We start from the raw sequence: 13603 nt of genomic DNA on the forward strand, positions 1-13603 counted from the left end.
ACCGGACTGATGTCCCTAAAATAAGTAGGAATTTATAGTCTTGTACTTTAACGAAGTGACTCTGTTTAACCGGTGACAGGAAAATGACAAAACTGTCATTTTCCTAATAACAGATTGCTATCCGATCCCGCTTCCCTAGAATTGAAAGTCCGCACAACCAGTGCGAGAAGGAGAATGCGATGAAGGTTTTGATAGTCGAAGATGAGAAAAAAACCGGTGAATACCTGACAAAAGGCCTGACGGAAGCGGGTTTTGTCGTGGATTTAGCGGATAACGGCCTGAACGGGTATCACCTGGCGATGACCGGCGATTACGACCTGCTCATACTCGACATCATGCTGCCGGATGTAAACGGCTGGGATATCGTGCGGATGCTGCGTTCCGCCAACAAAGGAATGCCCATTCTTCTCCTCACCGCACTGGGTACCATTGAGCATCGGGTTAAAGGTCTGGAATTGGGTGCTGATGATTACCTGGTTAAACCGTTTGCCTTCGCCGAACTGCTGGCACGGGTCAGAACGCTGCTGCGCCGGGGCGCTGCGGTGATTGTCGAAAGCCAATTTCAGGTCGCGGATTTAATGGTCGATCTGGTCAGCAGGAAAGTCACCCGCAGCGGTACGCGCATCACCCTAACCAGCAAAGAGTTTACGCTGCTTGAGTTTTTCCTGCGCCATCAGGGGGAAGTTTTACCCCGCTCACTGATCGCCTCCCAGGTCTGGGATATGAATTTTGACAGCGATACTAATGCTATCGACGTCGCTGTTAAGCGTCTGCGCGCCAAAATTGATAACGATTTTGAGCCGAAACTGATTCAGACCGTGCGCGGTGTGGGATATATGCTTGAGGTTTCTGATGACCAGTAAACGATGGCGGCGCCCTTTTTCACTGGCGACACGACTGACCTTTTTTATCAGCCTGGCGACAATTGCTTCATTTTTCGCCTTTGCATGGATAATGATCCACTCCGTGAAAGTCCACTTCGCCGAGCAGGACATCAACGATTTACAAGAGATTAGCGCCACGCTGGAGAGGATTATTAACCAACCCAACGAGCCAGAATCACGCCGCCTGGAAACGCTAAAAAATGTGGTGGCGGGTTATTCGAACGTCATTATTTCTCTGGAAGATAGCAACCAGAAGGCCATTTTTCATTCGCCCAATGCGCCGGATCTCCGGCAATTTATCGCCAGCGCAAGGCCGGATAAAAATGCCCATGCCAGTGACGTTTTTATTATCTCAGGCCCCACGCTGCAAACCTCCAAACATATTCACGGACAGAAAACATCGTCTAACTGGCGAATGATTCGCCTGCCGGTAGGACAGCTTGCCGATGGAAAACCAGCGTATACCTTGTATCTGGCATTATCGATCGACTTTCATCTGCACTATATTAACGATCTGAAAAACAAGCTGATTATGACGGCATCGCTGATTAGCATGATGATTGTTTTTATCGTGCTTTTCGCCGTATACAAAGGCCATGAACCGATCCGTAATGTCAGTCGTCGCATCCAAAATATCACCTCGAAAGATCTCGATGTACGCCTCGATCCGCAAGCGGTTCCTATTGAACTGGAACAGCTGGTGAGTTCGTTTAATCACATGATCGAACGCATCGAGGACGTATTTAAACGCCAGTCGAACTTCTCGGCGGATATTGCTCATGAGATCCGCACGCCAATAACTAATCTCGTCACCCAAACGGAAATTGCGCTCAGCCAGACCCGCAGCCAAAAAGAACTCGAAGATGTGCTGTATTCTAATCTCGAAGAGTTTGGCCGTATGTCGAAGATGGTGAGTGATATGCTGTTTCTGGCGCAGGCGGATAACAATCAGCTGATCCCAGAAAAAAAAGCGCTCAATCTGGCTGATGAGGTCGGTAAAGTATTCGACTTTTTCGAAGCCTGGGCTGAAGAGCGTGAGGTTGGTTTACGTTTTGAAGGACGTGCATGCTGGGTTTCTGGCGACCCATTAATGTTACGCCGGGCAATGAGTAATCTGCTGTCAAATGCCATGCGCTATACGCCAAAAGGCGAGTCGGTAACCGTGCGGGTGAAAGAGGCGGATGGCCAGGTGCAGATAGTCGTTGAGAATCCCGGAAACCCCATTCCCCCGCAACATCTTCCGCGACTCTTTGACCGCTTTTATCGAGTGGACCCTTCACGACAACGTAAGGGCGAAGGCAGCGGCATTGGTCTGGCGATTGTGAAATCGATTGTGACTGCCCATCAAGGAAAAGTCTCGGTGACTTCCGACCCTCATGCCACTCGCTTTATTCTGACGCTGCCCAAGCACGCGATGTAATTTATGGTGATGACGCTTATACCCGTCATCACCTGTTGTCTGACACAACCGTCATAATCCTGTCACGCCACTGACAGCCCCTATTAATTATACTTTCTTCCATAAACCCAAACAGGAGAAATATGATGAATAAGATGTCCTCTTTTTTAGCTATCGCGTTTTTTATTTCAGCTGGCGTTAATGCGGCAGAAACACCCAAAATGCATCAGCAGGCCGCAATGGCTCATGAAATGATGAATAACAGCGATGCCCCTGCACATCAACAAATGGCACAAGCACATGCCGCGCAGGCAAATAATTCATCGTCAACATCAACCAATGCGAAATCATTTTCACAAATGAATGAACATGAAAAAGCGATGGTTGTTCACCAATCGGTAAACAACGGCCATTCATTTGCTCATGAGGTACAGGCCGAGCAGCACCGCGCGCAGATTTCCACTCAGGGGTAAAGACGAACTATATTGACAACGACATCCATAAATACGCGAAGTTTGAATATTGTGGACTATTCTCCCCACGCGGGCCTGTTTATATACAAGCCCGCGACCTACTTCATCGTTAATGTCAATATTAATAATTCATTAAATCCTTCTTCTAAAAGTAAATACATCTTAGTTCTCTACCCGGATTGTATAAAATAAGTAAATAAACAGCTTATTATGTTGCGTATTACAGCATTGATCACCCCACCCTAATTATAAATTAGGATTCCCCCTGGTATGCTTCATTAATATTTAATGGGAGACTGCCGTCGTCGTAAACATGACAATCCAAAAGTTCGCATTCCTATAAATAAATTTAATGATGATAGTGAGTAAAAAAATGAATAAACGTCTGTTAACCCTCCTGGTCCTTGGTCTGACAACTGCCACAACAGCATGTGCAATTACCCCGGCAATGCAGAAAAAGTATGAACATTCAGGTTGTACGCAGATGAGTGAACTCAATGGCTGCGATGTGAATAAATCCTATCAGTGGAACCGCGATCATGGCTTTATTGAGAACAGCAACGGCCAGCAGAATCGTCATCATCATGGTGAAAAACAGCAAAATACCACTAACACGGATAACCACGATAATGCCGGTATTGATGGCAAATTCAGCGGAAATTACGTAGCCAAATTTGCCAATGGTCAACGCAGCGTTGATATTCACGTGGAAGATTCCGGCGTTTACGTCAATGGTAATGAAGTGCGTGACGTAAATACCTATAAGGATACGATGACCTTCCGTGTCGGCTATGCCACCTATACGATTAAAACAAATGGTCACGGTAGCTGGAATGACAGCGATGCAGGAAACGCAGGCAAAATTGTGCGTGAATGACGGATAACGTTAAAGAGCGCTGAGATCACAGCGCTCTCAAAACCGATGCATTACAATATGCCGTTTTAATACGGGAGTCAGGCATGGCTTTAACCCTCACGGTGCTGCTTGAAAACCGACGCGCTGCTGGCGCTGGAAAATCATTACTGGCCAAGCCTGGATTAAGTCTGTTAGTTCAGGATGAAACAACCACAATATTGTTTGATACCGGGCCGGATGGCAGCTTCATGCACAACGCTACGCAAATGGGCGTAGACCTGACCCAATTAACCGCCGTAGTACTTTCGCACGGTCATTATGATCACTGCGGCGGCGTGCCGTGGCTTGCGGATAACAGCCGTATCATTTGCCATCCTCAACTGGCCTGCGAGCGTTACGCATCGATAACGGTTGCGGGAATACCACGAAAAATTAAAAAACTCTCGCGAGATAACAACTACTCTCGATTCATAATGGAATACACCCGCGAGCCGCTGGCTATCAGCGATCGCTTTTTGTGGTCCGGAGAAATTAGCGTCCCCACGCCACAGTCCTATGGCGTGATTAGCGAGAAAAAACTCCAGCCAGATTACATCAGTGACGAAGGCGTATTGATCTATAAATCTGCACGCGGGTTAGTCATCATTACCGGTTGCGGGCATCGGGGAATAGAAAACATCGTACGCCATTGCCAGAAAATCACCGGGGTTAACAAAATTTATGCCCTCGTCGGTGGGTTTCATTTACGTGCAGCCTCCCCCGCTAAGCTATGGCGGACCCGACAATTTATTAAGCAACAACACCCCGAAAAACTGCTTGGCTGTCATTGCACCGGTTCGTGGGGGCGATTGTGGCTACCGCGAACTGACGCCCCGGCAACGGGAGATGTGATTGAGCTGGCTGAGTAACAACAGTAAAGCGTTGCCCAAACAGCAATAAAAAACGGGAGCCTTACGGCCCCCGTTTATCAGTCATCATTACATGGTGACAATTGCTGGTTCATCAAAGACGGTGAGTTTTGGCGCTTCACCGGTGTATTTTTCTGCGTATACCAGGCTGGTATTCCCGGCACAACCATTCGCCAGTCTTGAAGTCGGGATATCCGCCGTCAGCACGTTCGCACCGCCATTTTTACAGATACCGTTTTCAATATCCGGCCATGCGCCTTCATGAATACAGATGATGCCCGGTTTGATGCCGTCGCTGACATGCGCCCCAACCAGAACCTGTCCGCGAGCATTCCATACGCGGACCAGATCGCCCTCGGCAATCCCTCTGGCTTTCGCGTCATCCGGATGAATCGTCACCGGTTCACGATTGGCAATCGCGTACTCTTTACGCAGCGACGCGTAGTTCAGCTGGCTGTGCAGACGATGTGCCGGGTGCGCCGTCAGTAGCTGCAGCTGATCTTTATCCGCCGTTCCTTTCCATTCATCCGGTTCAATCCAGGACGCATGCGGCGGACAGTCTTTATACTGATAGCCTTCAATCGTTTTCGAATAGATTTCTATCTTGCCGCTCGGCGTTCCGAGTGCGTTCATCACCGGATCGCTGCGGAAATCCGCGTAGCGCACATATTTGTTATTCTTTTCATTCTCACGCATTTCGATCAGTTTATTCTGCTGCCAGAACGCGTTGAACTGAGGCATGGCAACGCGCTGGGCGCGGGCGGCTTTTTGCGCGGCATCGTAGAACTGCTTCAGCCACGCCATTTCGTCTTTGCCTTCGGTGTAGACAGCTTTCCCCCCCGGCTTGATCATCTCGGCCAGATCGGCAAATACATCAAAGTCACTACGCGCTTCAAACTGCGGCTCAATGACCTGCTTCATCGGCACCAAATGCTGGTTACTGTAATCACCGGTCATGGTCAGATCGTTACGCTCAAACGAGGTGGTGATTGGCAGAACGATATCGGCGTGTTTGGCCGCTGCGGTCCAGTAGCACTCAGAGATGACAACCAGCTCAGGCTTCTGCCAGGCTTTGATTAAGCGGTTGGTATCCTGATGATGGGTAAAGTTAGCGCCGCCCGCCCACCAGATCATTTTGATATCCGGGAAGGTTTGCTCTTTACCGTTATGCTGATATTTGCCGCCAGGGTTTTCCAGCGCTTCAACAATTCGCGCTACCGGCAGGCTGGTCACCGCATCGGAAACCGCCCAGTCATTACCTGCCGATGACCCACCCTCAATTTTGGCGGAGATCGCCGGTAAGACTCCACCGGTGCGCGTTGGGTTACCGCCGTTGGAATAGTGATAAGAGAACCCGAAGCCGCCGCCTTCGGTACCAATTTGCCCCAGCATCGCCGCCAGAGTCACCAGCATCCAGTGTTTTTGCTCACCGTATTGCTGGCGCTGAATCCCCCAACCTGCCATGAGCATGGTTTTGTTGCTGGAGAAAATTTCCGCCAGCTTTTCCAGTTGCTCAGCAGGCACGCCACACACGCCAGATGCCCACTCGGCGGTTTTCTCTACTTTATCGCTCTTGCCGAGCAGGTACTCTTCAAACTGCGGATATCCGGTGGTGTATTTTTCCAGGAAGGCTTTGTCGTGAAGGTTTTTCTTCACCAGCGTATGGGCTATCCCTAACATCATTGCCACATCGGTCCCCATATGTGGCGCAATCCAGGTCGCGTTATCACCAAAGAACTCGATAGTTTCAGAACGCATCGGATCGATGGCGATGACGCTTTTCCCTGATTTCTTCAGCAGATTAAAGTATTCAATCCCTTGTTCATCCGTGCTGCTCCAGGCAATCTTAAGGGTGTTGAGCGGATTCATCCCCCACAGCACCACGACCTGACTGTGCTCAAGCACCATCGGCCAGGTGGTTTGCTGCTCATAAACCTCAACCGATCCCACAACGTATGGCATGATCACCTGCGCGGCACCGGTTGAATAATCTCCGGTATGCCCGGCGTAGCCACCGGCCATGCTCATATAGCGTTGCAGTAAGGTTTGCGCCTTATGCAGAACGCCGCTGGATCGCCAGCCATAAGAACCGGCAAATATCGAAGCGGGACCATAGCTGCTGCGGATCCGGCTGTGCTGTTCATGAATGAGCTTCAGCGCTTGCTCCCAGCTAACCCGCACGAAAGGATCGTTACCGCGTTTGCCATCCGCTTTACCCGGGTTTTCCAGATAGCTTTTGCGCACCATCGGATACTTAACGCGGATATTGGTATGAACCTGATCTGGCGCGGTTTGCTGTAATGAGTTCGGCACCGTTTTCGGCAACGCACCTTTTGAGGAAACCACTTTTCCGTCTTTTACTTCCACGTATACCGCACCCCAACGTGCTGCCGTCAGGATTGCCCCGCCATTCTGGCCTTCGGCCCAGGCTGGCATTGGGATCACCGAAGAAATCGCCATTGTCCCGGTTGCCGCGCCAGCCGTCTTAATAAAGTCACGTCTTGTGAGTTTCATGATTTCTCCTGATTGATCGCTTATTTATTCATGTCTTTAGCGTTGTACTGGAAGTAACGGCTCAGGATATCCAGTTCGGTTTCACTGATATTGGTGCGAGCCCCCATCCCTTTGGCTACTGAAGGCCAGGCGTTGAGCGTGAAATGATTCGCCGGAATTGGCGCATGACAGCCTGCGCAGTACACATTGTCGAGTTTGCGCGCGTAATCCCACATAGGTTCACGGCTGGCGAGAGCGGAACCACTCCATTCCCCTTGCAGCACGACATCTCGCCACGCATTGCCGTAATCATCCTTTTTCCAGTCGGAGAGGATCTTCAGCGACTGTTGACCTTTTTCACTCAGGCTGGCGAGAATCAAACGCTGCCCTGCTGCGTAGTAAATAACCTGTTCACTTCCCTGCATCTGGCTACCGCGAATCTCGACCAGTCGCGTGTTGTCCGTTGTTTTCAGGACCTGCATTTTGGTTGCCGGGTAAACGGTTCCCAGATCGCCCAACGCGGTGTTGCTTACAGCATAAAGTTCAGTTGCTGAAGCTGGGGTGGAGGCTGACTGCGCTTCAAGCCCTTTAAGCGCGCTGTCATCCATTTTTATTTCAGGTGGGAAATGGGCGACGCCTTTATGGCAATCAATACAGGTTTGCTTTTCCGCGATGCCCATTTTGTGCATCTTCTGAGCATCCGGGCTTTGTGCGGCAAGATCCATGGCGTCCATACTGTGGCAGCTACGGCAGGTCGCAGAATCATTAGCCTTGAGCTGTGCCCAAACGGTTTGCGCCATCTCCAGACGGTGTTCTTCAAATTTTTCCGGGGTATCGATTTTTTTGGTTATGAACTGATGATAAACATCTTTTGAGGCCCGCAGCTTAGCCACCAGAAAATCCAGACCGCCCTCCGGGATATGACAGTCCGCGCATTCTGCGCGAATGCCTTTCTGATTCTGGAAGTGAACCGAGCCGGTATATTCCTCATAAGGTGCCTGCATCGTATGGCACGACAAACAAAATTCCGTGCTCGAGGTTTTGTGCAATGTCCATTGCCCAGCCAACACAATAATAGCCCCAAGAGCAATGCACAGCAGCATCGTCCATAGGATAGTTTTATTTATTTTTCTCATCTTTTATTTCCATCAGACGAATACCCTTTTAGGGGTAGACAATAAATATACTAAAGCAGCTACTTATTGATATTCATCAAGCGAAGAGAGAAATAAGAATCAGCTAACGGGTAAGTTTGAAGGGGCTCGCATAATTAATGAGAACGAAATGTAAATATCAAATTCCGTTTAAAATCAGAATTTTAATCTCAACCTATGGTTTTATTAACTATTAATTATGGAAATATAAGAATAAAAATCCAATGATTACTGAGGTGCGTTAAAATTCATCTCGTAGCGACACCCGTTATATAATTAAATATACAATGAAAAGACATGAAAATGAATCCTTTTCTATTTCGAGATGACAAGCATTTACGAAGAGACTTCTCTTTTAGTTTTTGCTCAGATATATATTCACGATAAGACTTGCGGCGCACACCTTTCATTGACGTACATTTTATGCATGCAATCTTGATCTGGTCACTTATTATACAGAGACGACTTTCGCTACACTCAGAGTAGAGGTAAACAAACAGGAGGTAGTGAATATGTATCGCTCAATTCTGGTGCCCATTGATATCTCTGAAACCGATTTAACTCGTCATGTTGTTCCGCAGGTCCAGGCGCATGCCAAAACCGCGAAGGTTCACTTTTTAGCCGTTATTCCTACCGTTCCGTTCTATGCCTCGCTGGGGTTGGCCTACTCTACCGAATTTCCGGACAGAAGTGGTTTGCAGGCCAAGGCCAGCGAAAAACTCGAAGAGATTATTAAGCAGTTCAATATTCCTGCGGGCAGGAGTCAGACTCACGTCGTTTACGGCCCACCAAAAGATCAGATCCTCAAGGTGGCGGAAGCGGTGGACGCCGAGCTTATTGTCATTGCCTCACATAAGCCCGGTTTTAGCACGTATTTGCTGGGGTCAACGGCGGCAGCCGTAGTCCGCCACGCGAAATGCCCGGTGCTGGTTGTGCGGTGATAGGGTTAAAACGGGAGCGAATGTGCTCCCGTTTTTCTGTGGCTCAGGCCATCACTCAGTTCTGATGATCCAGCCTGACAAATGCCAGCAGCAGCTGGCTCAACGCACCGTAGAAACCAAAGTCATCATATCTGCGGCATTTAGTGGTGAACTCCGGTAACCAGCGTAACAGCCCCGCCAGCGTTTCTCTGCGCAACACATCAATACGCTGACGGCTAACCCCTGGCTCACCAAGAGAAAAATGCAGATGACTCAGCAGTTCGATAAAAATCGCCAGATGATCGGCTGATTCGCTAAACGTATCGCTTACCTGCATGCCCGCATCAGATAACAGTTGTTTAATGACCCCGTAGTTTGGCCCTTCTTCAAGATGAGCCGATGCGTAGGGTAACGCTGCGTGTTTATCCGACATCAGGAACAGGCTGCAAAAATCAGCCGCCAGTTCCAGAGTAGCGTCTTCACGGACCTTGAGCGCGGCAATTTTCGCTTCCAGTTGAAGAACCTGCGCCTCAAGCAGCGGCTCGCCTTTGAGCACCGCGAACCACTCAGCCATTTCGCTGGACTGCAATTGCGCTAATCCTTCACCGTCACGCTCCTGGGAAAACATTTGCGCCAGCCAGGCATAAACGCAGGCCATCTGTTCTGTTGTCAGGGAGGTGTCTTTTATCATGACTTCACCTGCTCAGCCGGGACATATTCACACTGCGCCACCATTTTTATCGGGCCGCTGAACGCCGTCACGTTATCCACCTTACCGGCATATTTCTCAATTTCCACCAGCGTAGTATGCGCACTGGTCGCCTGCGCCAGCTGAGACGTGCCGATATCCAGGGTTAACACGTTCGGATTGCCATATTTACACAGCGCTCCGGTTTCGCCACCGTTATCAGGATCGTACCAGGCACCTTCATGGATGCGCGCCACGCCCGGCGAGTAGAGATCGGAGACAACCGCGCAGGCCAGCACTTGTCCACGCGCGTTAAATACACGAACTATATCGCCGTTGCGGATCCCCCTGGCGCTGGCATCCTGCGGGTTAATAAACACCGGCTCTTTGCCACCTACCGCGTAATGCTTACGCAGCGCTTCGGACTCGCAGAGCTGTGAATGCAAACGGAAATCCGGGTGGACGGATTGCAGATGCAGCGGCCAACGTTGCGATCCAGGCCCACCGTGTGAACGTTCGATTTTCTCAAACCACATCGGATGTCCCTGGCAATCGTCATATTGCATATCGGCAATAGTTTTCGAATAGATCTCGATCAAACCGCTCGGCGTCCCCAGAGGTTCAAGGTCAGGATCTTCGCGGAAGGCCTGATGGCGGACAAACATCTGCGGATGTTCGAATTCAACGTACTCTTGCTGATTCCAGAAAACGTCGAAAGCCGGAAGATGAACACCGCGTCCCTTCCCTTGCTGGCTTCCTTCCTGCCAGATGCGCTTCAACCAGCCCATCTCATCCAGCCCTTCTGTGAACGCTTCTTCACGGTTAAAGCGGCGGCAAAGATCGCGGAAAATATCGAAATCATTACGCGCTTCAAACTGCGGCTGCACCAGCTGCTTCATAGCGATAATGCCGCGGTTGGAGTGGTTGCCATACTGGTCAAGATCGTTACGTTCAAACTGGGTCGTCGCCGGCAATACGATGTCAGCGAACCGACAGGTCGACGTCCACTGATTGTCGATGGCGATAACGGTTTCCAGCTTACGCCAGCCCTCAATAATACGGTTGATCTGCTGGTGACGATGGAACGGGTTGGTCCCGGCAAAAACGCACATCTTCAACGGTGGCAGCTTGACGGTTTTACCGTTCCAGTTAATGCTCTTGCCCGGCTCCAGAATCGCATCGATAAAACGCGCGATCGGGATGGTACTGCTGTAGCCCTTATAATCGGTGCTGTCATGTACCGGTGGAACGGTGGTGGAACCAGAAAATCCGCTCAGGATAACGCCTTTACGCCCTGGGGTGCCCGCGCCGTTGTAGTGCCAGCCAAAGCCAAATCCCCCCCCGGGTAAGCCAATTTGCCCGAGCATTGAGGCCAGCACCACGATCATCCACGCCCACTGTTCCCCGTGCTGCATACGCTGCACGCACCAGCCGGCAATAATCTGCGTTCTGCCGCCCGCCATCTGCCGTGCCAGTTCACGGATTGTCTCAGCATCAATCCCGCAGATTTTTTCCGCCCACTGGGCATCTTTAGGCTGTCCGTCACTTTCTCCCAGCAGATAAGGCAGAAATTGCTCAAACCCAACGCAGTAGTTCTCGAGGAAATGCTTATCGTAGAGCTTCTCGGTATACAGCGTGTGTGCCAGCGCCAGCTGTAGCGGTACATCAGCCTGCGGATTCACGGCGATGTGCTTAACCTTGTCGCGGCCCAGGTAGTCATGAGTCGAGGTGACGACCGGGTCAACGCTGATGACCGAAATCTCGCCCCGTGCCACTTTTTCCTTCAGTTGCTCGTAGTATTCGTAGACATCATGATCCGGACACCACCAGTTCGCTTGCTGGTTTTTGATGAGATCAGAACCCCACAGCACAATGGTTTTGCTGTTTTCGAGTACCAGTGGCCAGGAGGTTTGCTGCTCATAGACCTCCATTGATCCCACCACACGTGGCAGAATGACCTGAGCGGCACCGGTGGAATAGTCGCCCCCCGTACTCACGCTGTTGCCATGCAGCGCAATGGCACGCGCCAGCATCCCGGAAGCATTGTGGAACATCCCGGTCGATTGCCAGCCGCTGGCCGTTAGCAGCGCGCTCGGACCATAAGTCTTCTGAATGCGCTCCAGTTCCTGATAGAAGAAATCCAGCGCTTCATCCCACGAAACGCGCACAAAGCGGTTATCTCCACGTTGCGAGGTATCGCTCTGATGGCGTTTACGCAACCAGTCCACGCGGACCATCGGGTAGCGAATACGCGCTCCACCATGTACGTGATCCGGGAGTCCGGCGATCATTTTTGACGGGTATTTATCGCGCTCGAACGGCCTGGCCTCAATGAAACGACCGTCAACCACGGTGGCACGAATGGCCCCCCAGTGAGAACCGGTCAGAATCCCCTCTTTGACGCCTGCCCCCTGCACCTCTGCGGCATTAGCGCTACGCGGCGTGAGCAGCGAAGGCCCTAACATACCTGCTACGGTCAAGCCGCCCAGTTGCAGCAAAAAACGTCGGCGCGATGCCTGAAAGAGATCGTTATTTTTCATTGCTTTCTCCCTTATCGCCATGCGGCTTATCCGTAGTGTCAGAGGCATTCATTTGCAGATATTTCAGCAAGGTACGTTCTTCACGTTTATCCAGACTGGTAAATCCAATCATGCCGTTCAACGTGCCAATCCAACCGTTAGCATCAAAGTGTTCTTTCTCTGGTGCGCCGTGGCATTGGTTACAGGTTCCGTTATAGAGTGAGTCGGCATAAGCCCAGATCGGTTTGATGTCGTTGACCATATCGCCCTTCTGCATCCAGGCAGTGGCCTGCAATTTACTCCATGGCGTATTCGTTTCCGCAACGGTGGTTTGCTCCAGCGTCTTCACGTGCTGCTGGATGTCGCCACGAATGGAAGCCACAAAAATGCGCTTGCCCGGCAGTTGCGCCAACACGCGCTGACGCCCATTACTCTCGGTCCAGCCGACAATTTCAATTTGCAGCCAGTCACCATCACGCTTTAACACTTTCACTTCAGAAGCGGGCAGCAGTGAGCCTGCAGGTTCTTTATCACCTTTGGCGGCATAAATAGGTTTGATGTCCAGAGAGTAGAGCGTCTCGCCATCGTCGTTCGCCCTGGCGCGTAACTCATCAAACTGCTTGCGGAAACCGCTGCTCATATCGGGAAGCTGGTGTGCAATACCTTTATGGCAGTCGATACAGGATTGGTTGTCCTTGGCCGCAATCTTCATCTGGCGCGCAGCTTCAGGATGTTGTTTAGCGTGGTCCATCGCATCATAGTCATGACAAGAACGACAGGTCGCGGAATTGTTCTCCTTCATTCGCGCCCATTCGCGTTCCGCCAGCTCAGCGCGTTTGGCTTCGAATTTCTCTGGAGTATCAATAGAGTGGGCAACAAAGGTTTGGTAAATATCGTTGCTGGCCTCCAGCTTACGTTTCACCATGCCTGGAATATCGGATGGAATGTGGCAGTCATGACACTCTGCGCGTACCCCGGAGGCATTCTGAAAATGTGCAGACTGTTTATATTCTTCGTAAACCGGCTGCATACTGTGGCAGCTCACGCAAAACTCGGTAGAACTGGTTAATTTAATACCAACGTGCGGCAAGACGATCAGCGCAATACCGACCACAATCCCGATAACGACCAGCGCCAACACTGACCAACGTGCGCTCGGTCTGAGCAGCGCCCTCCATAGTTTCCGCATAATAGCCCCTGTAATCTTATGGTTTAGTTACAGAGGATCTTATTTCTCAAATGTGAACAGTAACACTGGTCAGGATGAATGGCTTACGGCACAATGTGAACAGATATGAACAGAAAGAGA

11 protein-coding genes are annotated in these 13603 nt (G+C 50.6%); 6 read left to right on the forward strand and 5 right to left on the reverse strand.

Going from position 1 to position 13603, the window contains the following annotated elements; all coding sequences use genetic code 11:
* The first annotated feature begins 179 nt into the window (after nt 1-179).
* The 5 genes from cusR (at nt 180) to OGY18_RS16845 (ending at nt 4520) form a co-directional block, all read left to right on the forward strand.
* Nucleotides 180-863 carry a copper response regulator transcription factor CusR gene (cusR, locus tag OGY18_RS16825; protein WP_286553700.1) on the forward strand — a complete coding sequence of 228 codons (684 nt, stop codon included), beginning with the start codon at nt 180-182 and terminating at the stop codon, nt 861-863.
* Nucleotides 853-2304, forward strand: a complete 1452-nt coding sequence (locus OGY18_RS16830) for a Cu(+)/Ag(+) sensor histidine kinase (RefSeq protein ID WP_063941362.1) — start codon at nt 853-855, stop codon at nt 2302-2304. Before cusR ends, OGY18_RS16830 begins: the two co-directional genes overlap by 11 nt.
* 125 nt (nt 2305-2429) lie before the next feature.
* Nucleotides 2430-2756 carry a PcoE/SilE family metal-binding protein gene (locus tag OGY18_RS16835; protein ID WP_063941361.1) on the forward strand — a complete coding sequence of 109 codons (327 nt, stop codon included), beginning with the start codon at nt 2430-2432 and terminating at the stop codon, nt 2754-2756.
* 373 nt (nt 2757-3129) lie between these two features.
* The gene (locus OGY18_RS16840; protein ID WP_286553703.1) at nt 3130-3633 is read left to right on the forward strand and encodes a hypothetical protein; all 504 of its coding nucleotides are present in this window, start codon (nt 3130-3132) and stop codon (nt 3631-3633) included.
* A gap of 83 nt (nt 3634-3716) precedes the next feature.
* Nucleotides 3717-4520, forward strand: coding sequence for an MBL fold metallo-hydrolase (locus tag OGY18_RS16845; protein WP_286553704.1), 804 nt, complete (start codon nt 3717-3719; stop codon nt 4518-4520).
* A gap of 69 nt (nt 4521-4589) precedes the next feature.
* Here the strand turns inward: OGY18_RS16845 and OGY18_RS16850 are convergent, their stop codons facing one another.
* Together OGY18_RS16850 and OGY18_RS16855 are read right to left on the reverse strand one after the other, a co-directional pair.
* Nucleotides 4590-7034, reverse strand: coding sequence for a trimethylamine-N-oxide reductase 2 (locus OGY18_RS16850; RefSeq protein ID WP_286553706.1), 2445 nt, complete (start codon nt 7032-7034; stop codon nt 4590-4592).
* Nucleotides 7035-7054: 20 nt separating this feature from the next.
* Nucleotides 7055-8149: a NapC/NirT family cytochrome c gene (locus OGY18_RS16855; protein WP_286553707.1), complete on the reverse strand. Its 1095-nt coding sequence runs from the start codon at nt 8147-8149 to the stop codon at nt 7055-7057.
* Nucleotides 8150-8679: 530 nt separating this feature from the next.
* Between OGY18_RS16855 and uspF the strand changes: the two genes are divergently transcribed.
* A complete protein-coding gene (gene uspF / locus OGY18_RS16860) occupies nt 8680-9108 on the forward strand; it encodes a universal stress protein UspF (protein ID WP_079938314.1) in 429 nt (142 codons plus the stop codon).
* Between the two features lie 55 nt (nt 9109-9163).
* On the opposite strand, the gene torD is transcribed toward uspF, so the two are convergent.
* Genes torD through torC form a run of 3 tightly spaced genes read right to left on the reverse strand, consistent with a single transcriptional unit; the run spans nt 9164 to nt 13483 of the window.
* A complete protein-coding gene (gene torD, locus OGY18_RS16865; RefSeq protein ID WP_286553709.1) occupies nt 9164-9778 on the reverse strand; it encodes a molecular chaperone TorD in 615 nt (204 codons plus the stop codon).
* Nucleotides 9775-12315: a trimethylamine-N-oxide reductase TorA gene (gene torA / locus OGY18_RS16870; protein ID WP_286553711.1), complete on the reverse strand. Its 2541-nt coding sequence runs from the start codon at nt 12313-12315 to the stop codon at nt 9775-9777. Before torA ends, torD begins: the two co-directional genes overlap by 4 nt.
* The gene (gene torC / locus OGY18_RS16875) at nt 12305-13483 is read right to left on the reverse strand and encodes a pentaheme c-type cytochrome TorC (RefSeq protein WP_003831126.1); all 1179 of its coding nucleotides are present in this window, start codon (nt 13481-13483) and stop codon (nt 12305-12307) included. The genes torA and torC overlap by 11 nt, the downstream gene beginning before the upstream one ends.
* Nucleotides 13484-13603 lie beyond the last annotated feature (120 nt).

It is taken from the genome of Citrobacter sp. Cpo142 (genome assembly GCF_030332425.1).
Lineage (GTDB): Bacteria > Pseudomonadota > Gammaproteobacteria > Enterobacterales > Enterobacteriaceae > Citrobacter > Citrobacter portucalensis.

Coding starts and splice junctions, on each gene's coding strand:
- cusR (WP_286553700.1), top strand. CDS start 180: ATGAAGGTTTTGATAGTCGAAGATGAGAAAAAAACCGGTGAATACCTG.
- OGY18_RS16830 (WP_063941362.1), top strand. CDS start 853: ATGACCAGTAAACGATGGCGGCGCCCTTTTTCACTGGCGACACGACTG.
- OGY18_RS16835 (WP_063941361.1), top strand. CDS start 2,430: ATGAATAAGATGTCCTCTTTTTTAGCTATCGCGTTTTTTATTTCAGCT.
- OGY18_RS16840 (WP_286553703.1), top strand. CDS start 3,130: ATGAATAAACGTCTGTTAACCCTCCTGGTCCTTGGTCTGACAACTGCC.
- OGY18_RS16845 (WP_286553704.1), top strand. CDS start 3,717: ATGGCTTTAACCCTCACGGTGCTGCTTGAAAACCGACGCGCTGCTGGC.
- OGY18_RS16850 (WP_286553706.1), bottom strand. CDS start 7,034: ATGAAACTCACAAGACGTGACTTTATTAAGACGGCTGGCGCGGCAACC.
- OGY18_RS16855 (WP_286553707.1), bottom strand. CDS start 8,149: ATGAGAAAAATAAATAAAACTATCCTATGGACGATGCTGCTGTGCATT.
- uspF (WP_079938314.1), top strand. CDS start 8,680: ATGTATCGCTCAATTCTGGTGCCCATTGATATCTCTGAAACCGATTTA.
- torD (WP_286553709.1), bottom strand. CDS start 9,778: ATGATAAAAGACACCTCCCTGACAACAGAACAGATGGCCTGCGTTTAT.
- torA (WP_286553711.1), bottom strand. CDS start 12,315: ATGAAAAATAACGATCTCTTTCAGGCATCGCGCCGACGTTTTTTGCTG.
- torC (WP_003831126.1), bottom strand. CDS start 13,483: ATGCGGAAACTATGGAGGGCGCTGCTCAGACCGAGCGCACGTTGGTCA.